Source organism: Kitasatospora sp. NPDC022856 (assembly GCF_055561235.1).
Genome location: NZ_JBVHHE010000016.1, coordinates 216354 through 237964, shown reverse-complemented (window position 1 = coordinate 237964; position 21611 = coordinate 216354). Strand labels below are relative to the sequence as shown.

Genomic DNA, 21611 nt, shown 5'->3' with positions numbered 1-21611 from the left:
TGTCTTCCCGGGCTTGACGCCCTGTCCGACGTTTCAAACTCTAGCCGATCCCCGCCCCGAAAGGCGAATCCGGCCGCAATCCATATAAACAGGCACAGCGAATAAGGCATGAGCCGTGCTGCCGTCGAAATGACAAAGCACAACCCAGCCCGAACCGGGAAGTGATGTTTCAAGGGATTGGCCGCTCCGGGACCGTCCGCGTAGACACGTGTCCGGTGCTCCCAGCCGAGCGACTAGAGAACACTACGCCCGTCCGGAGCCTGAGGCAACCCGGTGCCGGGCACCGTCCGCGTGCAGAGCGAGCGGCCGGCCTTCACGTACTCGCCGTTCGGGTGGTCGTTGCCGGTGACCCACTGCCGGGCCGTGGCCTCGTCGCGGCCACCGGCCCGGTGGCGCTCGACCAGGCGCTCCTCGCGGAGGCTGTCGTCGGCGTCGACGTACCAGAGCTCGCGCATGAGTCGGCGGGCGTCCGGCCAGGGGTGTTCGGCGGCGGCGAGGTAGTTGCCCTCGGTGACGACGAGGCGGGCCTGCGGCGGCACGACATGGCGGGCGGCGACGGGTTCGTCGAGGCGGCGGTCGAAGTCGGGGACGTAGATGGGGTGGAACCGGTCCGCCGCGACCCGGCGCAGCAGTGCGACGTAGCCGTGCGCGTCGAAGGTGGCCGGCGCGCCCTTGCGGTGGGCCAGGCCGAGCCGCTCCAGCTGGGCGGCGGAGAGGTGGAAGCCGTCGAGCGGGAGGTAGGCGGCGCTCCCGGGTCCCTCCCGGCGCTCGACCTCGGCGACCAGGTACCGGGCCAGGGTGGACTTGCCGGCGCCGGGCGGGCCGGCGAGTCCGAGGATGGCGCGGGCATTGCTGCCCGGCCCCCGGAGGAGGTCGAGCGCGAGGGTGATGAGGGTGTCCTCGTTCATGGCCGCACCCTACTGATCCCGGCGCGGCCGGCCTCAGCGGGCGGCGAGTGCGGGCGTCTCCAGGGTGAGGGTCCCGGCGTCGGCGTCGAGCAGGGCGGGCAGGCCCAGCGGGACGGTGAGGGTGGAGGGGCAGTGGCCGAAGCCCAGCTCCCACAGGACGGGGACGCCGAGCGGCCCGAGCCGGTCGAGCATGAGCTCCCGGACCCGCTCGGGGCGGCCGCAGCCCTCCCAGGAGCCGAGGGCGATCCCCGCGACCCCCTCGAAGGCGCCGGAGCGCAGCAACTGGGTGAAGAGGCGGTCGAGCTGGTACGGATGCTCGTTGACGTCCTCCAGGATCAGGATGCTGCCGGCGTAGGACGGCCGGCCCGCGGGCGTGCCGCGCTCGGCGGTGAGGACGTGTACGCAGCCCCCGGCGGTGATGCCGCGGGCCCGGCCGGGGACGAGGGCCGAGGCGGTGGCCGAGGTGAGGACCGTCGTGGCCGAGGGGTCGAAGAGGGTGCGCCGCAGGTGCTCGGCCGTCGGTCCGTCGGAGATGAAGGAGGCGCCGGAGCTCATCGGCCCGTACAGCGTGGCCACGCCGAGGCGCTGGGCGAAGGCCTCGTGCAGGGAGGAGACGTCGCTGAAGCCGACCAGCACCTTGGGCGGGGCGGCGCGCATCGCGTCCCAGTCGAGCAGGTCGACCATGCGGTGGACGCCGTAGCCGCCGCGGGCGCAGATGACGGCGTCGACGGTGGGGTCGAGCCAGGCGGACTGGAGGTCCGCCACCCGGTCCGCGTCGGTGCCGGCCAGGTGGCCGAGGGTGGGGTGGGTGTCGAGGACGTGCGGGGCGACGGTGACCCGCAGCCCCCAGGAGCGCAGGATCGCGCACCCGGCGGTGAGCCGCTCGGGGTCGATCGGGCTGCTGGGGGCGACCACGACGACGTGGTCCCCCGGACGGAGCTGCGGCGGGCGGGTCAGCCCGCGGCCGGGCGTGGTCGGGTACTGGTCCATGGCCGGGATCCTTCCAGGGGTGCGGGTGGCGCTGTGGGGAGGGGTGACGCGCGCTCAGACCGGCCGGAGCCGCCCGGAGGTGGTATGCCCCGTTCGGTTCAGACCGATCCCATCACCGCCCTGACCTCGGCGAGGGTGGCGTCAGCGACGGCGTTGGCCCGTTCGGCACCGTCCCGCAGGACCTGTCGGACGTATCCGCGGTCGGCGGCGAGTTCCTCGCGGCGGGCGCGCATCGGGCCGAAGCGTTCGTTGACGGCCTCGGTCACCGTGCGCTTCAGCGCGGCGGCGCCGCCGTCACCGATCTCCTCGGCGACCAGTTCCGGTGCGCGGTCCTGGCAGAGCGCCGCGAGCAGGACCAGGCTGGAGACCTCGGGCCGGGCGGCCGGGTCATAGGTGATCCGGCGGTCGGTGTCGGTCCTGGCGCCGCGGATCAGCCGGGCGGTGGCGTCGGCGGTGGCGGAGAGCGCGACGGCGTTGCCGCGGCTCTTGCTCATCTTTCCGCCGTCGGTGCCGAGCAGCATGGGGGCGGCGGACAGCAGGGCGTCCGGGCGGGGGAAGACACCGGTGCCGTCCGGGTGCGGGTAGCGCTCGTTGAAGCGGCGGGCGACGGTGCGGGCCACTTCGAGGTGGGGCAACTGGTCCTGGCCGACCGGGACGACGTTCGCCTTGCAGAAGAGGATGTCGGCGGCCTGGTGGACGGGGTAGGTGAACATCAGCCCGTTCACCGCGGACTGGCCGGAGTGGGCGATCTCGTCCTTGACGGTGGGGTTGCGGCCCAGTTCCGCCACGCTGACCAGGCTGAGGAAGGGGAGCAGGAGCTGGTTGAGGGCGGGGACGCCGCTGTGGGCGAAGATCGTGGCGCGGTCCGGGTCGAGCCCGGCGGCCAGGTAGTCGAGGACGAGGTCCTCGGTGTGCTCGGCGAGGCGGTCGGCGACGTCCCGGTCGGTGATGACCTGGTAGTCGGCGACCACGACGAACATCTCGGTGCCGAGGCGCTGGAGGCGGACCCGGTTCTGCAGGGTGCCGAAGTAGTGGCCGAGGTGGAGCGGGCCGGTGGGGCGGTCGCCTGTCAGGACACGGTGGGCGCCAGGGTCCCGGCGGATCAGCTCGTCCAGATCGGCGCCGGGCCGGTCGACGCCGGGCCGGTCGACGGTCGGATGGTCGACGGCGGGATGGGTGGCGGTGGTGGCGGTGACGGTGGTGGTCATCGGATCTCTCCTCGGAACGGCGGTGGTGGTGGCCGTCCGGGGTTCCGGGCCCGTCCCGTCGGAGAACGCGACAGGGCCGTCCATCCGGACGGCCCTGGTCAGGCGTGGCTGGTGGCCGTCCTAGGACGGCCACCAGTCGAGACCTGCGAAGCGCTTCATGCGTTCGAGGATAGCGTCAGTCCTCCACGACCAGCGCGGGCGTTCCCGCGTGCAGGGTCTCGCCGCGGAAGAACTCGGGCCGGAACGCGGCGTAGCAGGTCATCAGCACCGCCCCGAGCAGCAGGATGCCGACGCCGATGACGAACACCGAGCCGATGCCGAGGACGGCGCCGCTGCCGTACGCCGGGTCCCAGGCGTCGGTGAGGGTCTGCAGGAAGACGCCCGCGAGCAGCACCCCGCCGAGCAGGGGTGCGAGGCCGCGCAGCACGAGGTTCCGCGGGCTGGTGCGCAGCGAGGCGCGGAAGTGCCAGACGCAGGCGAAGGCGGTCAGGGCGTAGTAGAAGCAGATCATCAGCCCGAGTGCCAGGATGGTGTCCTGGACGACGTTCTCGCTGATCAGGCTCATTCCGACGTAGAACACCGCGGTGGCGGCGCCGGCGGCGACCGTCGCGTAGCCGGGGGTGAGGAAGCGCGGGTGCACGGTGCCGAAGCGCGGCGGCACGGCCCGGTAGGAGCTCATCGCGAGCAGGGTGCGGGCCACCGGGATGAAGGTGGTCTGCAGGCTGGCGGCGGCGCTGGCGACGACGGCCAGGAAGAGCAGGATGCTCCACGGCGAGCCGAGCACCGGCCGGGCCAGCGCGGAGAAGACGTTGTCGGCGGTATCCGGGTTGCCGAGGCCGGTACCGGTGGCGCCGACGCCGGCGAACATCTGGGCGGCGATCGCGACCAGCAGGTACGAGCCCACCAGGGTGACCATGGAGATCATCGCGGCCCGGCCCGGGGTCTTGGCGCTGCCGAGGGTCTCCTCGTTCATGGTGAGGCAGGTGTCCCAGCCCCAGTACATGAAGATCGAGAGTGACAGCCCGGCGGTGAACGCGCTGAACGAGCTCACCTGGAGCGGGTCGAGCCAGGAGGCGGAGAAGCCGATCGAGTGCGGCAGGTCGCCGGCGGCGGCCTTGCCGATGGCGATGGCCGAGAAGAGCACCAGGACGGCCAGCTGGAGGCCGACCAGGCTGTACTGGAACCACTTGGTGGCCGTCATCCCCCGGTAGCTCATCGCGGTGGCGGCGGCGATCAGCAGGACCACGGTGAGCAGGTGAACGGCCTTGTTGTCGTTCAGTTCGGCGATTCCGCCGCTGCCGGTCATCTCACCGAGCATCAGGTAGAGGAAGTCGGTCGCCACCCCGGCCAGGTTGGAGAGCACGATGATGGTCGCGACCGTCAGGCCCCAGCCCGCCATCCAGCCGACCCGGGGGCCGAAGGCCCGGACCGTCCAGCTGAAGGACGTGCCGCAGTCCGGGAAGTCCTTGTTCAGCTCCTTGTAGGCGAACGCGACGAGCAGCATCGGCAGGAAGCCGGCCAGGAACACCGCGGGCATCTGCACGCCGACGGCCGTGACCGTCGGGCCCAGCGTCGCGGTCAGGCAGTAGACCGGGGCGACCGTGGAGAGGCCCAGGACCACGCTGCTCAACAGGCCTACCGAGTTCCCCCGTAGGCCCTTGTCCCCCGCTGCCCCCGCCGCCCCCCGGTCGGGGACTCCACCACTGGCGCCACTGTCCGGGGCGCCCTGCGGAGCGGCGGGCGCCGTTGCCCGTCCGCTGCTTCCGTGCTCTGAGAGCTGCTGATCAAACACCTGCGCACCCTAGGTGGACGCGTCGAAGGTTGTGTAGGCCAACCCTGGGTGATCTGAGCCACTCGCTTCGATTCCTTCGTCGCAAATGGACGCGGAGCGGTGGTTTCATGGCAGCTCGACTCATGTACCTTGGTTTCCAAGGACTGAGGGCGATTTGATTTATCCCTTATGTCATGGGTTGAGACGATTTCTCCCCCGCCTCCCGAACCCTCGATCGATCCGGTCCGAACCGTCGGATAGGTTTGCCTCACCTAACATCGATCGATCGAGAAGGAGCGTCGCGTGGCCCCCCACCCCGCCGACCGGACCCTCGTCAGCCGCACCCCGTCCCGCCGGCGGTTCCTCGCCGCCGGACTCACCGGTGGTGCCGTCCTCGGCCTCGGCGGGCTGCTCACCGCCTGTGGCAGCTCCGGCGGAGCCGCGAGCGGGTCGGCGCAGGCCTCGTCCGGCTCCTCGCCGAACCAGAAGTCGGTCAAGCAGGGCGGCGACGACTACGCCGCCGTGATCGAGAAGATGAAGGACTTCGGCACCGACGCCGCCCCCGGCGTCTACCCGCGCACCGTCAAGCACGCCATGGGCGAGACCGTCATCCCGGCCAAGCCGGTCCGGGTCGTGGTGCTGGACACCGGCGAGCTCGACAACGTCGTCGCCCTGGGCATCCAGCCGGTCGGCGTCGTCTACACCGACGGTTCCAAGAGCATGCCGGCCTACCTCAAGGACGCGGTCGGCAGCCCGGCCGCCGTCGGCACCATCAACAGCCTCAACCTGGAGGCCATCGCCGCGCTCAAGCCCGACCTGATCCTCGGCAGCCAGCTGCGCGCGCAGGACCAGTACGCGCAGCTCTCCAAGATCGCGCCGACCGTCTTCTCGCTGCGCCCGGGCTACCCCTGGAAGCAGAACTTCAAGCTCAACGCCGCGCCGTTCGGCCTGGAGGCGCAGGCCCGGGCCCAGCTCGACGCGTACCAGGCCGCGGCCACCGCGATCGGCGCCGGGCTGGGCGACAAGCGGCCCACCATCACGCCGCTGCGCTTCATGCCCGGCAAGACCCGGCTCTACGCGGAGCTCTCCTTCATCGGCACCATCCTCACCGACGTGCCGCTGCCGCAGCCCAAGATCGAGCAGGTCAAGGAACTCGCGGTCGAGATCAGCCCCGAGCAGATCGACAAGGCCGACGCCGACTGGATCTTCTACGGCGTGTACGGCAGCCCCAGCTCCACCAACCAGGACGCGGTGCTCGGCGGCGCGCTCTGGAAGACCCTCGCGGCGACCAAGTCCGGCCAGGCGCGGCCGGTTTCGGACGAGACCTGGTTCCTCGGGCTCGGCGTCCTGGCGGCCAATGCCGTGCTGGCCGACCTCAAGGGGTTCGTCGCACCGGGCACCTGAGCCCGGGCGGCACGGCGGGCGACCGGGCGGGAGCGGAGCTGACCAGGGCGGTGTCCTCGCACACACCCGCCGGTAAGGCGCTTGGAGCTGGTCCCGGGGTGCGGGAGGATCATCGGGACCGTACCCCGAAGGGCACCTGCCGATGACCACGCTCCATCAGAACGCCGCCGACCTGCCCCCGTCCGGCCCACCCACCGCCGGCGCGTCCTCCGTCGGCGCGCTCGCGGTCGGCGTGCCCGGGGGCGGCGTGCCCGGGGGCGGTGCGTCCGACGGAATCGTGTCCTGCGCGTCCCACGGGTCCCGCCGGGCGCCTGCCACCGAGGACATACCGGGAACCGGGGCGAGCACCGCAGCCGTGGACTCGCGCTGCACGATGGCGGCCCCGGCCGGCGAGCACGGCACCGGCGGGGCCTCCTCCGACGGGTCCGTGCCGCGGCCCCGGGGCGGTGGGACCGACGGGGAGGACGTCCGGGACTCCGGCACCGGCGCTGCTGAAGGCCCTGGTGAAGGCGCCGGTAGACGCGGTGTCGGCGGTGTCGGCGGTGTCGGCGGCGATGGCCCGGGTGACGCCGGGCGTGCCGTGGACGCGAACGGACAGACGGCCGCCCGGCTTCGCGCGGGGCTGGCCGACCGGCTGCGCACCGCCCACGGCCAGGGCCGCTCGCTCGCCGAGCTGGCCGCCGCCTGTCGTCGGCCGGTCGCCGAGGTCCGCGCGCTGCTCGCCGAAGCACTCGGAGGCACCGAAGCGGGAACGACGGACGAGCCCCGGACCGCGTCCACCACCGGCCCGGAGGCGTTCGTACGGCTCCGGGCACCGGAGCCGACGGAGGAACGCAGCGTCCCCGTGCTCCGGGCCGCTCAGGCGGAGCTGCGGACCGTCCTGTCCAAGCGGCCCTCCCCCTCCCGGCGGCTACGCCGGATGCACCCGGAGGTCCCCGGACCGGACCGGCCGCCGGAGGCTTCCGGCGCCGGGGCCGCCGCTCCTGCGCTCCTCCTGCCGCCGACGACCCCCGACCCGCTCGTCGGGGCGGCGGAGCCGGTGGCCGGCGCCGGTGAGGAGGCGGACGGCAACGCCGGGAACGCCACCGGCGGGGGCGCTCCCGGCGGGAGCGCCGAGACGCCGCTGGGCATCCTGATCGGCGGCACCCCGCAGCTCCCCGAGGCCGTCGGCCGCCCCGAAGAACGGCGGCCGGTCCGGGTGGCGGCCGAGCCCGTGCGCATCGGCCGCGGCACCAGTCTGGTGGTCCTGCCGGGCTGGCGACCCGCCATCGCCGTCTCGGTGTCGACCGACCAACTGCTGTCCGCCACCGGCCTCGCCCTCGACCAGCTGGCTTCCGCGCAGCTCTCGGTGCTGATCAACCCCGGCGCGCTGCACGACCGGGAGCTCGACCTGCACGGCTGGCAGGTCGGTCCGGCCGGGCGGGCGGGCCGACGCGGCGGGCAGCAGCAGCCCTCGTAGCTGCGGGGGACGGGCCGTCGGGAGCCGCCGGGCCGGCCGCCAGGGGCGCCGCCTCGTCCATGACGCCGAGGCGGCGGGCGCGTCAGACCCTCGGCGCGTTCGGGACGTAGCCGAACTCGACGGGCACCGGCTCGCGGCGGTCGGCCAGCCAGCCCTCCCGGACCTCGGCCAGCAGCTCCGCGAGCCGAGGGGGCCAGACCGCGTCGGCGTCTTCGTCGGTGAGGTCGTCGGCCGTCCACCAGCGCCAGTCGAGGATCCGGTCGGCGGCGTGCATCGCGCTGAGGTCGCCCACCGGCTCCCGGTGCGGCCCGCTGGTCAGGTAGATGTGCTCGTGCTGGCGGACGGGTATGCCGTGCCAGGTGAAGTCGTGTTCCCAGGTGCAGAGCAACGGACCGGGTTCGAGATCGGTCCAGCCGGTCTCCTCCCAGAGCTCACGACGGGCGCCGGTCCACGGCGTCTCGTCCTTCTCGATGCCGCCGCCGGGCATGGTCCAGTGGACGCCGACCTCGCTGTTGTCCGAGCGGAGGAGGAAGACCGACCCGTTCTCGGCGAGTACCACCGTCCGGGCGGCCTGCCTCGGGGTTCGCTTCGCGCGATGCCACAGATTTCGCATCGGGTCACCTTCCCAGTTCGGGCCCGGCTGCGTCGAACGGATTGCGGGCGGGTCGATGGGCAGGCGGCGTCGGACGGACTGCGGGTGGTGCGGCGTCGGACGGACTGTGGGCCGCAGGAACGGCATCGCCCTGGCGGAGAAGGGGTGTTGGCGCCGCCGGAAACGGCCGGTGGACGTAGCCTGACGCCCATGCCCGCACCCGCGCTCATCTTCCCGGCCGACCCGCTCAACCCGCACCGGCCCGATCCGCACTTCGCCTGGGAGGCCCGTGTCCTGCGGGGCCTGGGTGGTGAGCTGTACCTCGTCGACCACGACGCACTGCTCGCGGGGAACGCGGAGGAGGCGGTCCGTCAGGTACCGCGGGACTGCGGCCCGCTCTGGTACCGGGGTTGGATGGTTCCGTCGGCCGACTACGCGGCCTTCGCCCGGGCGCTGGCCGGGCGCGGCGCCCATCTGCTGACCAGCGCGGCCGGGTATGCCTCGGCGCACGAACTGCCCGGCTGGTACGGGGTGTTCGAGGGGGCGACACCGCCGAGCGTCTGGATTCCGGTGCGGACGGCGGCCCGGCCGGAGCCGGCGGAACTCGCCGCCGCCGTCGAGCGGCTCGGCGGGCGCGGTCCGGCGATCGTCAAGGACTACGTGAAGTCCCGGAAGCACGAGTGGCACGAGGCCTGCTACGTCCCCGACATGGCCGACCTGGCCGCCGTCGGGCGGGTGGTGGCGCGCTTCGTCGAGTTGCAGGGCGAGTACCTCACCGGCGGCGTGGTGCTGCGCCGGTACGAGGAGTTTCGACGGGCCGGGGGCGCCGGGAGCGGGCGGAACGGGAGCGGCGGGAACGGGGACGGCGGGAATGGGGACGGACCGGACGAACCGGGGGGAGGCGCGAGCGGCGGTGCCTCCGGGGCCCGCCGGGGCGGCGACGAGCGGACGGTGGAGGCCCGGGTCTGGTGGCTGGACGGCGAACCCGTGCTGGTCGGGCCCCATCCGGACACGCCCGGCCAGTCGGCCGAACCGGACCTCACCGACGTCCGGCCGCTGGTCCGTGCCCTCGGCTGCCGCTTCGTCACCACCGACCTCGCCAGCCGGGCCGACGGCTCCGGCTGGCGGGTGGTGGAGGTGGGTGACGGTCAGGTCAGCGACCTGCCGCGCGGGATCGACGCCTCCGCGCTGCTCACCTCGCTGATCGCGGCCTGACGCCGGTTCGGCGGGAGGGCCGGGCGGCGGACTGCGGGACCGGGAGGCTCAGCGGCCGAGGACCTGGCCCGCCGCCTCGTCGGGCACCGGGTGCTTGTCGGCGATGAACGCCTGCCAGAGCCGCGTGTACACGCCTCCCCGCGCGAGCAGTTCGGTGTGCGTGCCGTCCTCGACCACCCTGCCGTGGTCCAGGACGACGACCCGGTCGGCGCGTTCCGCGGTGGTGAGGCGGTGGGCGATGACCAGCGTGGTGCGGCCGCCGCTGAGCCGGTCCGCGGCGTGGTTGACCGCCGCCTCGGTGGCCAGGTCGAGCGCGGCGGTGGCCTCGTCCAGGAGCAGGATGTCCGGGTCGACCAGTTCGGCCCGGGCCAGCGCGATCAGCTGGCGCTGCCCCGCCGAGAGGTTCCGCCCACGGCCGGTGACCTCGTGGTCGTACCCGTCGGACAGGTGGCGGATCATGTCGTGCGCACCGACCGCCCGGGCCGCCGCCTCCACCTCGGCCGCCGTGGCCGAGGGTCGGCCGTACGCGATCGCCTCGCGCACCGTGCCCGCGAACAGGTAGGCCTCCTGCGGCACGACACCGAGCCGGTGGCGGTACTGCGCGAGGTCGTACCTGGTCAGGTCGACGCCGTCCACCCGGACGGTGCCGGAGGTCGCGTCGTAGAACCGGGCGACCAGCTTGACCAGGGTCGACTTGCCGGCGCCCGTCTCACCGACCAGCGCCACCGTCTGGCCGGCGGGTATCCGGAGATCCACTCCGGTGAGCACCTCCCGGGCCCCGCCGGCGCCGCCGTTGTAGGCGAAGCCGACGCCCACGAACTCGATCTCGCCGCGCAGCGCCGCCGTCACCGGCACCGGATCGACGGCCTCGGCGGTGGTGGTCGGGGTCCGCAGCAGCTCGCGAGTGCGGCCCAGGCCGACGGCGGCCTGCTGGTAGCCGTCGAACACCTGCGAGAGCTGGTTGACCGGTGCGAAGAAGAGGTCGATGTAGAGCAGGTACGCCACCAGGGCGCCGACCGTCAGCGTCCCGGCGTCGACCCGCGAGGCCCCCACGATCAGTACCAGTGCGGCGGCGACGCTGGAGAGGAACTGCACGAACGGGAAGTACAGCGAGATGTAGAGCTGCGCCCGCACCCGGGCCTCGCGGTAGGCCATCCCCCGGGCGACGAAGCGATCGGTGTTGGCGTCCAGCCGACGGAAGGCCTGGACGATCCGCATGCCCGCGACGTTCTCCTGGAGGTCGGCGTTGACCGTGCTGATCAGGTCGCGGGAGATCTCGTACTGCGTCTTGGACTTCTTGCGGAACACCAGCGTCGCCACCACCAGCAGCGGCAGCACGGCGAAGACCACCAGGGCCAGGCCCGCGTCGATGATCAGCAGGGCGGCGAAGATGCCGAGGAACGTCAGCAGGCTGACCACCGCCGTGACCACCCCGGTCTGCAGGAAGGAGGTCAGCGAGTCCAGGTCGGTGGTCATCCGGGTCATGATCCGGCCGGACAGCTCGCGCTCGTAGTAGTCCAGGCCGAGCCGGTTGAGGTGCGCGAAGATCTTGAGCCGGAGGGTGTAGAGCACCCGCTCGCCGGTGCGGCCGCTGACCCGGCTCTCGGCGCTCTGCACCAGCCAGTCCAACAGCACGATCACCAGCGCCACCAGCGAGGCGGCGACGACGCCCGACATCAGGCCCTTGCTCACGCCGTCGTCGATGCCGTGCCGGATCAGGATCGGCAGCACCAGCCCGGCGCCCGCGTCCAGGGTGACCAGGAGCAGCGCGAGGGCGAGCGGGCGGCGGAACGGGCGCAGCAGGCGCCGGAGGCTGAAGTCCGGGTCGCCGGCCTCGGCCTCGGCCCGGGCGACCGCCGGGGTGTCGGTGGCCGGCGGGAGGGCGGCGACCTTGTCGAGGAGGGCGGGGTCCGCGGTGCGGGCCGCCTTGGCCAGCGCGGGCGTCGCCAGGGCGGGCGTCGGCGGGGTGACGGCGGGCGGCTGTGCGGGGGCGCCCGTCCGGGGCTCGGACTCGGTCTCGGCCTCGGTGTCGGACTCGGCGGTAACGGCACCGGCGGCGGCGACCCCGGCGGCGGTGGCGGTCGGGGGCTTGGTCCGGCCGGCCTCGGGGTCGGAGATCAGGACGCGGTACTGGGGACATCGGGCGTCGAGTTCCTCGTGCGTACCGATGTCCAGCAGGCGGCCGTGGTCCAGGACCGCGATCCGGTCGGCCAGCTGGAGGGTCGACCGGCGGTGCGCGATCAGCAGTGTGGTGCGGCCGGCCATCACCGACCGCAGGGCGTCGTGGATCTCCGCCTCGATCTGCGGGTCGACCGCCGAGGTGGCGTCGTCGAGCAGCAGGATCCGCGGGTCGGTGAGGATCGCCCGGGCCAGGGCTATGCGCTGGCGCTGGCCGCCGGAGAGGGTCAGGCCCTGCTCACCGACCTTGGTCGCGTACCCGTCGGGCAGCTCCCGGACGAACTCGTCCGCCTGCGCGGCCCGGGCGGCCGCCACGACCTGCTCGTCGGTGGCGTCCGGCCGCCCGTACGCGATGTTGGTGCGGACCGTCTCGGAGAACAGGAAGCTCTCCTCGGGAACGATGCCGACGGCCGACCGCACCGAGTCGAGGGTGAGGTCGCGCAGGTCGTGGCCGTAGAGCCGGACCGTGCCGCCCGCCGGGTCGTAGAACCGGGGAACCAGCTGCGCCACCGTCGACTTGCCCGAGCCGGACGCGCCGACCAGGGCCAGCGTCTCGCCGGGGGCGAGCTTCAGGGTGAGCCCGTGCAGGACGGGGGCGGGGTGCTCGGGGTCGTAGCGGAACTCGACCTGGTCGAACTCCAGCGCCACCTCGGCGGTCCGGGGGCCGACGGGCCGCCCGAAGCGGTCGGCGGCGGCCGGCGTCGGTCCGGCGCCGTCGTGGGCCGGGTGGAGGCCGTCGGCGCGGGTGAAGTCGAGGGTGACGGCGTCCGGGCGCTCCTGCACCAGCGGCCGCTCGTCGATCAGCTGCAGCACCCGCTCCACACCGGCCCGGGCCTGCTGGCCGACGGTGATGACCATGGTCAGCATCCGGACCGGACCGGTCATCTGCGCGACGTAGGTGGAGAAGGCGACGAAGGTGCCGAGGGTGACCTGGCCCTCGACCGCCAGCCAGCCGCCGAAGGCCAGCACCGCGACCTGGGCGAGCGCCGGGATCGCCTGCATCGCCGGGTTGTAGCGGCTGTTGAGCCGGATCGACCGGAGCCGGGCCGCGAACAGGTTGTGCGAGGCCGCCGCCAGCTTGTCCAGCTCCTGGGACTCCTGGCCGAAGCCCTTGACCACCCGGACGCCGCCGACCGACTCGTCGACCACACCCGCGACGGCGGCCGCCTCCTGCTGGGCCGCCCAGGTGGCGGGGAACAGCCGCTTGCGGCTCAGGACCGATACCCACCACAGCGCCGGACCCATGACCAGCGCGATCAGGGTGAGCGGCGGCGACAGCCAGAGCATCACGGCCAGCGACATGACGAACATCAGCAGGTAGCCGGTCATCATCGGCAGCATCGAGAGCAGGCCGTTGATCAGCTGGAGGTCGGAGGTGGCCCGGCCGACCACCTGGCCGGTGTCGAGGCGGTCCTGCCGGTGGCCGTCGAGCCGGCCGAGCGAACGGAAGAGGTCGCTGCGCAGGTCGTGCTGGACGTCGAGGGCGAGCTGGCCCCCGTAGTAGCGGCGGACCTGGGTGCAGGCGAACACCAGGGCGGCCGCCGCCAGCAGCACCACGGCCCACGGCGCCAGCGAGCGGGTGTGCGCGGTGATGACGTCGTCGATGATCAACTTGGTGACCAGCGGCACCAGCGCCGTGACGGCCATTCCGACGATCGAGGCGCCGAAGGCGAGCAGCACGCTGCGCCGCGAGCGCCAGCAGTAGCCGATCAGCCGGCGCAGCCAGCCCGTGCCGGTCCCGCCGGCGGCCGAACCCTCGCCCGGGCTCCCGCCGCCGTCGGCCGGGGCCCCGGCGCCGTCCGGCCGGGCTCCGGCCGCGGCCTGCCCGCCGTGCTTGCCGCCGGGCAGGCCGGTTCCGCCCCGCCGCCCCTTCGTGCCTCGCGGGCCGGTCCGGGTGCCGCTCGGGGAAAGCTCCACCGTAGATCCATGAGTCTCAGGCATATTTAGGGATGCTAACCATTTCGTCCGGTGGCCGCCATGGACTTTCAGGCCAGGGCAGGCCGGGTGAACCGGCCCGGCTGAGGAACCAACAGCCTGCGGCCTGCGGTGATTCCCGGCCGGGGCGCGCGCCTCGGCCGTCACTCTCCAGGGTGAACGAGATCGCGCCGAACGCCCACCGGCCACCGACGCAGCCCGGCGCCGTCCTTTGGGCCTAGGCCGGACGCCCGACCCCGGTCGTCCGGCGGGTGGTCAGCCGGACCCGGCCCGGCCCCGTCGAGCGATTGCCGTCGACCGCTTGCCGTCGGACCGTTCGGTGCGACGGCGCACGACCGGGCGGCCCTTCCGGCCGCCCCCGGCCGGCCCGGCCGCCCGCGCCACTCGATTCAGCTGCGCGCGGCCGTGCCGGCGGCCGCCGAGAAGGCGCCGTGCGCCAGGCTGTGCAGCAGAGCGGCCATGCTGTCGCGCTGGAGGGCGGCGCGGTCCTCCTGCGCGCCGCGGTCCTCCTGGGCGGGACTCGGGCCGAGGCTGTGCGGAGTCGAGTTGATCAGCCCGAAGACGGCGTGCACCGCGGCCCGCGCCACCGGCTCGGCATCGGGCACGGCCAGCGACGGATGGGCCCGGCGGACCACGTCCACCCACAGTTCGACGTAGCCGCGCTGGAGCCGGCGGACCGTCCGGCGGTCCTCGTCCTTGAGGTTCAGCAGCTCGCGGTCGTGCAGGGTGATCAGGTCGCGGTCGTCCAGCGCGAAGTCGACATGCCCCCTGATCAGGGCGTCCAGCGCCTCGGCGCCGCCGTCGCCGCCACCCGCCCGGCGGCGGCCCTCCTCCAGGAGGCGCTCACTGATGCCGATCAGGAGGTCGGCGAGCATCGCGTCCTTGCCGGCGAAGTGCCGGTAGAGCCCCGGCCCGCTGATGCCGACGGCTTTGCCGATCTCGTCGACACCCACGCCCAGGAAGCCCCGGGCGGCGAACAGCCGCGCGGCCTCCCTGCGGATCTGGTCACGGCGTGGGAGCGCGGAGGCGCCCGGGACGTTCGGCATGCTGCCCATCGTAGACAGTCGGGTTATCGCCCGTTAACCTGGGCGGCACGAGTTAACGCTCATTAACGTGGGGGTCGCAGGCACACCCGGGCTCTGCTGCCCACCTGGTGCCGAGAGCAAGGGAGCTCTTGGAATGGTCATCTCCACCGCCGGTGCACCCACCGGCGTCCACGGCGGCGCAGCGGCCGGAACCACGGCGGGCGGCGCGACGAACGGCGCGGCCGCCGGAGCCGTTCCACCGGGCGCCGCCGCGCCCGCCCCCCGGCTCGGCACCGCCGCCGACCCGGGCTCGGAGGCCTACCGGGCCAACACCGAGGCCCACCGTGCGCTGGTCGGCGAGCTGCGCGAGAAGCTCGCCGCGGCCGCACTCGGCGGCGGGGCCAGGGCCCGGGCGCGCCACACCGCCCGCGGCAAACTGCTTCCCCGCGACCGGGTGGACACGCTGCTCGACCCGGCCTCGCCGTTCCTCGAACTGGCGCCGCTGGCGGCCGACGGGATGTACGACGGAGCCGCTCCGGCGGCCGGCGTGATCGCGGGCATCGGCCGGGTCTCCGGGCGCGAGGTGGTCGTCGTCGCCAACGACGCCACCGTCAAGGGCGGCACCTACTACCCGATGACGGTGAAGAAGCACCTGCGCGCCCAGGAGGTCGCGCTGGAGAACCGGCTCCCCTGCGTCTACCTGGTGGACTCCGGCGGCGCCTTCCTGCCGATGCAGGACGAGGTCTTCCCGGACCGCGACCACTTCGGCCGGATCTTCTACAACCAGGCACGCCTCTCCGCCGCCGGGATCCCGCAGATCGCCGCCGTGCTCGGGTCCTGCACGGCGGGCGGCGCGTACGTGCCGGCGATGAGCGACCAGGCCGTCATCGTCCGCAACCAGGGCACCATCTTCCTCGGCGGACCGCCGCTGGTGAAGGCCGCCACCGGCGAGGTGGTGACCGCCGAGGAGCTCGGCGGCGGCGACCTCCACTCCCGCACCTCCGGCGTGACGGACCACCTGGCCGAGGACGACGCCCACGCCCTCTCCATCGTGCGCACCATCGTCGCCGGGCTGGGGCCGCGCGCGGCCAGGCCGTGGCCGCTGGCCCCGGCCGAGCCGCCCACCGTCGACCCGGCGGGTCTGTACGGAGCCGTCCCGGTCGACCCCCGGACGCCGTACGACGTCCGCGAGGTGATCGCGCGGCTGGTCGACGGCAGCCGGTTCGCCGAGTTCAAGGCCGAGTACGGCGCGACCCTGGTGACGGGGTTCGCCCGGATCCACGGCCACCCCGTCGGCATCGTCGCCAACAACGGTGTGCTCTTCGCGGAGTCCGCCCTCAAGGGTGCCCACTTCATCGAGTTGTGCGACCAGCGGGGCATCCCCCTCCTCTTCCTCCAGAACATCACCGGCTTCATGGTCGGGCGGCAGTACGAGGCGGGCGGCATCGCCAAGCACGGCGCCAAGATGGTGAACGCCGTCGCCTCCACCCGCGTCCCGAAGCTGACGGTGGTGATCGGCGGCTCGTACGGGGCCGGCAACTACTCGATGTGCGGCCGGGCCTACTCGCCCCGCTTCCTGTGGATGTGGCCGGGCGCGAAGATCTCCGTGATGGGCGGCGAGCAGGCCGCCTCGGTGCTGGCGACCGTCCGGCGAGACCAGCTCGAAGCCCACGGCGAGTCCTGGCCCACCGAGGCGGAGGAGGAGTTCAAGCGCCCCGTCCGGGAGCAGTACGACCGCCAGGGGAACGCCTACTACGCCACCGCACGGCTCTGGGACGACGGAGTGATCGACCCGATGGACACCCGCACCGTCCTCGGACTCGCCCTCACCGCCTGCGCCAACGCCCCGCTCCCGCCGCCCGGCCCGTACGGCGTCTTCCGGATGTGACGGCCGCCCGGGCAGGGCCGCGCGTCACCACGGAGCCTCCTCCGGACGAGCGGCCCTCCCGGGCCCGGCACACCCACCAGACCCGAGCCGCCGGACCGCTCGACCCGCTCGTCGGCCCGCTCGTCGGCCCGCGTGCCGCACCGGGCGTGCCAACCCGGGCCAGGCCCGGCCCGACGGCGGCCCGCCCGGCCGCGCACGACGCGTCGCTGCTGCTGCCGCCTCCCACCACCTCCTTCGCACGGCTCCCCTCGACCCGGAGGATCGCCTCCCATGTTCGACACAGTTCTGGTCGCCAACCGTGGCGAGATCGCCGTCCGGGTGATCCGCACCCTGCGGCGGCTCGGCGTGCGCTCCGTCGCCGTCTTCAGCGACGCGGACGCCGACGCACCGCACGTCCGCGAGGCCGATGTCGCGGTACGGCTCGGACCGGCCGACCGAAGTGACAGCTCGGCCACCGAGACGTACCTGCGGACCGACCAGATCCTCGCCGCGGCCCGCCGCACCGGTGCCCAGGCCGTTCACCCCGGCTACGGCTTCCTCGCCGAGAACTCCTCCTTCGCGCGCGCCTGCGCCGACGCGGGCCTGGTCTTCATCGGTCCTCCTCCCGCTGCGGTCGAGCTGATGGGTGACAAGATCAACGCCAAGGAGGCCGTACGGGCCGCCGGCGTACCGGTGGTCCCGGGCAGCGAGGCCACCGCGCCCACCGACGGGGAACTCGTCGCGGCCGCCGACGAGATCGGCTTCCCCGTGCTGCTCAAGCCGTCCGCCGGGGGCGGCGGCAAGGGCATGCGCCTGGTGCGGGACCGGGCCGAGCTGCCGACCGAGATCGCCGCCGCCCGGCGGGTCGCCCGCACCGCCTTCGGCGACGACACCCTGCTGCTGGAGCGGTGGGTCGACCGGCCGCGCCACATCGAGGTCCAGGTGCTCGCCGACGCCCACGGCACCACCGTCCACCTCGGCGAGCGCGAGTGCAGCCTGCAGCGCCGCCACCAGAAGTTGATCGAAGAAGCACCCTCCGTTCTGCTCAATGCCGAGACGCGCGCCGCGATGGGCGCAGCCGCCGTCCGCGCCGCGGAGTCCTGCGGCTACACCGGGGCCGGCACCGTGGAGTTCATCGTCCCCGGCCTCGACCCGGACTCCCCCGTCCCCACCGAGGGGGTACGGGACTTCTTCTTCATGGAGATGAACACCCGCCTCCAGGTCGAACACCCCGTCACCGAACTCGCCGTCGCCGTCGGCGGCACCACCGACGGCTCCGCCGGGACGGGCGGCACCCAGCAGCGACGACTGGACCTGGTCGAGTGGCAGCTGCGGATCGCCTCGGGCGAGCGCCTCACCTTCACCCAGCCGGACATCTCCTTCCTGGGCCACGCCATCGAGGCCCGGATCTGTGCGGAGGACCCGGAGCGGGACTTCCTCCCCACCGGTGGACGCATCCTCGTCCTCGACGAGCCGCAGGGCGAAGGCATCAGGGTGGACTCGGGTGTCGCCCCGGGCACCGAGATCACCAGCTCCTACGACCCCATGCTCGCCAAGGTCATCGCGTACGGGCCCGACCGCCCGACCGCGCTGCGCCGGCTCGGCGCCGCGCTGGCCGACACCCGGATCCTGGGCGTGACCACCAACACGGGCTTCCTGCGGCGACTTCTCGCCCACCCCGATGTCGTCGCCGGCCGCCTCGACACCGGGCTGGTGGAGCAGACGGCGCAGCAGCAGCCCGCACTGCTCGCCTCGCCCTACGCTCCGGCCAACGCGGCCTCCACCGCTCCGACCGCCGACACCGGCACCGCCGACGCAGACCCCGGCCACTCCGACGAAGCCGCCGGGGGCACCGACCCCCGGCCCACCGAGGCTCCGACGCCCGCCCACCTCCTCTACTACGCGGCCGCGCTCGCGCGGCACCTGAGCCTCACTCCCACCGCCGACGGCGACGGCTGGACCGACCCCTTCTCCCTTCCCTCCGGCTGGCGCATCGGCGGCCAAGCGGCCTGGACCACCCATCGACTCCGTACCCCCGGCCAGGACCCGGTGTCGGTGAGCATCCGTCCGATCACTGTCGGCAACGTAGCCGAGGCCACTGACATTCCCCCGGGCGTCACCCGTGAGGTGGACATCCGGCTCGGCTCCGGACCGGTCCACCGGGCCCGGGCCGCCCGGTCGGGCGACCGGCTGCACCTCACCGCCGACGGGCTCCAGACGACGTTCGCCCTGGCCGCCGACGGCGCCCCGGGCACGGCCACCGGCCCGGTGACCTGGCTCGGGATCGACGGCGACGCCTGGCCGGTGCACGGCTACGACCCGGTCGGCGAGAGCACCACCGCCGGCGCGGCCCACCACGGCGCCCTCACCGCCCCGATGCCCGGCACGGTCACCGTCGTGAAGACCACGACCGGCGAGCTGGTCCGCAAGGGCCAACCGCTGCTCGTCCTGGAGGCCATGAAGATGGAACACGTGATCGCCGCCCCGCACGACGGCACCGTGAGCGAGCTGCGGGCCACCGCGGGAGCCACGGTGGCGATGGAGGAGCTGCTGGTCGTGGTCGCCCCGGCCGAGGACGGACCGGGCGGGGAGGAACCGGGGAAGGGCGGACCGGCCTCCGCCGGATCGCCCGCGGACGGCCCGGCGCTCGGTGCGGTCGCCGCCGAGGTGCGGTCATGACCGCCGCCGCGCCCGAGCCCGACGCGCTCGACCTGGGCCTGCCCGCCGAGGTCCGCGACGCGGGCCTGCCCGAGGAGGTCCGGATCCACGAGGTCGGGCCGCGCGACGGCCTGCAGAACGAGAGCGCCCTCGTCCCCGTGGAGGTCAAGGCCGAGTTCATCGCCCGGCTCGCCGGCGCGGGCCTGCGCACGGTGGAGGCCACCAGCTTCGTCCACCCGAAGTGGGTGCCCCAGCTCGCCGACGCCGAGGAACTGGCACCCCGGCTGGCCGGGTTGCCCGCCCGCCACCCCGGGCTGCGACTGCCGGTCCTGGTGCCCAACGAGCGCGGGCTGGACCGCGCGCTCGCCCACCACGCCACCGACATCGCGGTGTTCGCCAGCGCCACCGAGACCTTCGCCCGCCGCAACCTCAACCGCTCGGCGGACGAGGCGATGGCGATGTTCCGCCCGGTGGTGGAACGCGCCACCGGCGCCGGCGTCCGCGTGCGCGGCTACCTCTCGATGTGCTTCGGCGACCCGTGGGAGGGCCCGGTCCCGGCCGAGCAGGTGATCCGCTTCGGCGTGCGGCTGCTGGAGATGGGCTGCACCGAACTGAGCCTCGGCGACACCATCGGCGTCGCCACCCCGGGCCAGGTCACCGCGCTGCTGGACGGCTTCGGCCGGGCCGGAGTCCCGGTCGACAGGCTCGCGGTGCACTTCCACGACACCTACGGCCAGGCGCTCAGCAACACCCTGGCCGCCCTGCGCGGTGGCGTGACCACGGTCGACGCCTCGGCCGGCGGCCTGGGCGGCTGCCCGTACGCCAAGAGCGCCACCGGCAACCTGGCCACCGAGGATTTGGTCTGGATGCTGCACGGCCTCGGCATCCGGACCGGCGTCGACCTCCGCGCCCTCGTCTCCACCAGTGGCTGGATGGCGCGGCAACTCGGCCGGCCGAGCCCGTCGCGCACCGTCCAGGCGCTGCTCGGCGACGGCCGGGACTGACCGCCCCGCACGCTTCGAGACCCCGCGCGGACCCGCGTCGGCCGCGACCCGGTCCGGCCGGATCTCTCCGTACCACCCGACCCGCTCGACAGCCCGCATGTCCGTCACATCATCGGACCGACATGCGGTCATCCCGATCACGCCCGCGGCCACCCCGGCCGGGCCCCAGGAGGATCACCATGCTCGATCACCGGCTGAACAGCGAGTACGAGGAGCTGCGGCGCACCGTCGCCGAGTTCGCCCAGGACGTGGTCGCGCCGAAGATCGGCGAGTTCTACGAGCAGGGCGAGTTCCCCTACGAGATCGTCCGTGAGATGGGGCGGATGGGCCTCTTCGGCCTGCCGTTCTCCGAGGAGTACGGGGGCATGGGCGGCGACTACTTCGCGCTCTGCCTGGTCCTGGAGGAGCTCGCCCGGGTCGACTCCTCGGTGGCGATCACCCTGGAGGCCGCGGTCTCGCTCGGCGCGATGCCGATCTACCGCTTCGGGACGGAGGAGCAGAAGCGCGAGTGGCTGCCGCGGCTGACCTCCGGCGAGCTGCTCGGGGCGTTCGGCCTGACCGAGCCCGAGGGCGGCTCCGACGCCGGCGCGACCCGCACCACGGCGCGCTACGACGAGGCCACCGACGAGTGGGTCATCAACGGCACCAAGTGCTTCATCACCAACTCCGGTACCGAGATCACCGGCCTGGTCACCGTCACCGCGCTCACCGAACCGATCGCTCGTTCGAGTGAAGAGGGCGAATTCCCCTCGCCACGGCGGGAAATCTCTTCCATCATCGTGCCCACCGGAACCCCGGGGTTCCAGGTGTCCAAGAAGTACTCGAAGGTCGGGTGGAACGCATCCGACACCCGCGAATTGTCCTTTACCGACTGCCGCGTTCCCGCGGCCAACCTGCTGGGCGAGCGCGGCCGCGGCTACGCCCAGTTCCTGCGGATCCTCGACGAGGGCCGCATCGCGATCGCAGCCCTGGCCACCGGCCTGGCCCAGGGGTGCGTCGACCAGTCAGTCCTCTACGCCGGCCAGCGCCGGGCCTTCGGCCGTCCTATCGGCGCCAACCAGGCCATCCAGTTCAAGCTCGCCGACATGGAGATGCGCGCCCACACCTCCCGCCTGGCCTGGCGGGACGCCGCATCCCGGCTGCTGCACGGCGAACCGTTCAAGAAGGAGGCCGCGATCGCCAAGCTGTACTCGTCCGAGGCCGCCGTCGACAACGCCCGTGAGGCGACCCAGATCCACGGCGGGTACGGCTTCATGAACGAATTCCCGGTCGCGCGCTTCTGGCGTGACTCCAAGATCCTGGAGATCGGGGAGGGCACTTCGGAGGTGCAGCGCATGCTCATCGCCCGTGAGCTCGGCGTCACCTCCTGAGGCACCCGCACCAGCTCCGGGGCGCCG

General features: G+C 73.4%; 14 protein-coding genes. 7 read left to right on the top strand and 7 right to left on the bottom strand.

Annotated features, from left to right (window positions below; genetic code table 11):
* Positions 1-233: 233 nt before the first annotated feature.
* The 4 genes from ACZ34W_RS22255 to ACZ34W_RS22240 all read right to left on the bottom strand — a co-directional run bounded on the left by ACZ34W_RS22255 (position 234) and on the right by ACZ34W_RS22240 (position 4739).
* A complete protein-coding gene (locus ACZ34W_RS22255; RefSeq protein ID WP_465606393.1) occupies positions 234-908 on the bottom strand; it encodes a nucleoside/nucleotide kinase family protein in 675 nt (224 codons plus the stop codon).
* 33 nt (positions 909-941) lie between these two features.
* On the bottom strand, positions 942-1898 hold the full coding sequence (locus ACZ34W_RS22250; protein ID WP_465606391.1) for a S66 peptidase family protein: 957 nt from the start codon (positions 1896-1898) through the stop codon (positions 942-944).
* 98 nt (positions 1899-1996) lie between these two features.
* The gene (gene trpS, locus ACZ34W_RS22245; RefSeq protein ID WP_465606389.1) at positions 1997-3106 is read right to left on the bottom strand and encodes a tryptophan--tRNA ligase; all 1110 of its coding nucleotides are present in this window, start codon (positions 3104-3106) and stop codon (positions 1997-1999) included.
* Between the two features lie 175 nt (positions 3107-3281).
* A complete protein-coding gene (locus ACZ34W_RS22240; protein ID WP_465606413.1) occupies positions 3282-4739 on the bottom strand; it encodes an APC family permease in 1458 nt (485 codons plus the stop codon).
* Positions 4740-5180: 441 nt separating this feature from the next.
* Between ACZ34W_RS22240 and ACZ34W_RS22235 the strand changes: the two genes are divergently transcribed.
* Both ACZ34W_RS22235 and ACZ34W_RS22230 read left to right on the top strand, forming a co-directional pair.
* A complete protein-coding gene (locus ACZ34W_RS22235; RefSeq protein ID WP_465606387.1) occupies positions 5181-6281 on the top strand; it encodes an ABC transporter substrate-binding protein in 1101 nt (366 codons plus the stop codon).
* Positions 6282-6861: 580 nt separating this feature from the next.
* A complete protein-coding gene (locus ACZ34W_RS22230) occupies positions 6862-7740 on the top strand; it encodes a hypothetical protein (RefSeq protein ID WP_465606385.1) in 879 nt (292 codons plus the stop codon).
* Positions 7741-7822: 82 nt separating this feature from the next.
* On the opposite strand, the gene ACZ34W_RS22225 is transcribed toward ACZ34W_RS22230, so the two are convergent.
* Complete coding sequence (locus ACZ34W_RS22225; RefSeq protein ID WP_329487746.1) at positions 7823-8353, bottom strand: NUDIX hydrolase; 531 nt, start codon at positions 8351-8353, stop codon at positions 7823-7825.
* A gap of 189 nt (positions 8354-8542) precedes the next feature.
* Here ACZ34W_RS22225 and ACZ34W_RS22220 point away from each other — a divergent pair, with 189 nt between their 5' ends.
* Positions 8543-9547, top strand: a complete 1005-nt coding sequence (locus ACZ34W_RS22220) for an ATP-grasp domain-containing protein (protein ID WP_329487747.1) — start codon at positions 8543-8545, stop codon at positions 9545-9547.
* 48 nt (positions 9548-9595) lie between these two features.
* Here the strand turns inward: ACZ34W_RS22220 and ACZ34W_RS22215 are convergent, their stop codons facing one another.
* On the bottom strand, positions 9596-13447 hold the full coding sequence (locus tag ACZ34W_RS22215) for an ABC transporter ATP-binding protein (RefSeq protein WP_465606411.1): 3852 nt from the start codon (positions 13445-13447) through the stop codon (positions 9596-9598).
* 602 nt (positions 13448-14049) lie between these two features.
* Complete coding sequence (locus ACZ34W_RS22210) at positions 14050-14706, bottom strand: TetR/AcrR family transcriptional regulator (protein ID WP_329487748.1); 657 nt, start codon at positions 14704-14706, stop codon at positions 14050-14052.
* A 133-nt stretch (positions 14707-14839) separates the two neighbouring features.
* On the opposite strand from ACZ34W_RS22210, the gene ACZ34W_RS22205 reads away from it, so the two are divergent.
* From ACZ34W_RS22205 to ACZ34W_RS22190, 4 genes are all read left to right on the top strand, one after another.
* The gene (locus tag ACZ34W_RS22205; RefSeq protein ID WP_465606382.1) at positions 14840-16573 is read left to right on the top strand and encodes a carboxyl transferase domain-containing protein; all 1734 of its coding nucleotides are present in this window, start codon (positions 14840-14842) and stop codon (positions 16571-16573) included.
* Positions 16574-16843: 270 nt separating this feature from the next.
* A complete protein-coding gene (locus tag ACZ34W_RS22200) occupies positions 16844-19231 on the top strand; it encodes an ATP-binding protein (protein ID WP_465606380.1) in 2388 nt (795 codons plus the stop codon).
* Positions 19228-20214: a hydroxymethylglutaryl-CoA lyase gene (locus ACZ34W_RS22195; RefSeq protein ID WP_329487751.1), complete on the top strand. Its 987-nt coding sequence runs from the start codon at positions 19228-19230 to the stop codon at positions 20212-20214. Before ACZ34W_RS22200 ends, ACZ34W_RS22195 begins: the two co-directional genes overlap by 4 nt.
* 179 nt (positions 20215-20393) lie before the next feature.
* Entirely contained in the window at positions 20394-21584 is a 1191-nt protein-coding gene (locus ACZ34W_RS22190) for an acyl-CoA dehydrogenase family protein (protein WP_329487752.1), read from the top strand.
* Positions 21585-21611 lie beyond the last annotated feature (27 nt).

Bases quoted from the DNA above. Each gene is read 5' to 3' on its own strand.
- ACZ34W_RS22190 (WP_329487752.1), top strand. From the start codon at position 20,394: ATGCTCGATCACCGGCTGAACAGCGAGTACGAGGAGCTGCGGCGCACC.
- ACZ34W_RS22250 (WP_465606391.1), bottom strand. From the start codon at position 1,898: ATGGACCAGTACCCGACCACGCCCGGCCGCGGGCTGACCCGCCCGCCG.
- ACZ34W_RS22255 (WP_465606393.1), bottom strand. From the start codon at position 908: ATGAACGAGGACACCCTCATCACCCTCGCGCTCGACCTCCTCCGGGGG.
- ACZ34W_RS22225 (WP_329487746.1), bottom strand. From the start codon at position 8,353: ATGCGAAATCTGTGGCATCGCGCGAAGCGAACCCCGAGGCAGGCCGCC.
- trpS (WP_465606389.1), bottom strand. From the start codon at position 3,106: ATGACCACCACCGTCACCGCCACCACCGCCACCCATCCCGCCGTCGAC.
- ACZ34W_RS22200 (WP_465606380.1), top strand. From the start codon at position 16,844: ATGTTCGACACAGTTCTGGTCGCCAACCGTGGCGAGATCGCCGTCCGG.
- ACZ34W_RS22205 (WP_465606382.1), top strand. From the start codon at position 14,840: ATGGTCATCTCCACCGCCGGTGCACCCACCGGCGTCCACGGCGGCGCA.
- ACZ34W_RS22220 (WP_329487747.1), top strand. From the start codon at position 8,543: ATGCCCGCACCCGCGCTCATCTTCCCGGCCGACCCGCTCAACCCGCAC.
- ACZ34W_RS22195 (WP_329487751.1), top strand. From the start codon at position 19,228: ATGACCGCCGCCGCGCCCGAGCCCGACGCGCTCGACCTGGGCCTGCCC.
- ACZ34W_RS22210 (WP_329487748.1), bottom strand. From the start codon at position 14,706: ATGCCGAACGTCCCGGGCGCCTCCGCGCTCCCACGCCGTGACCAGATC.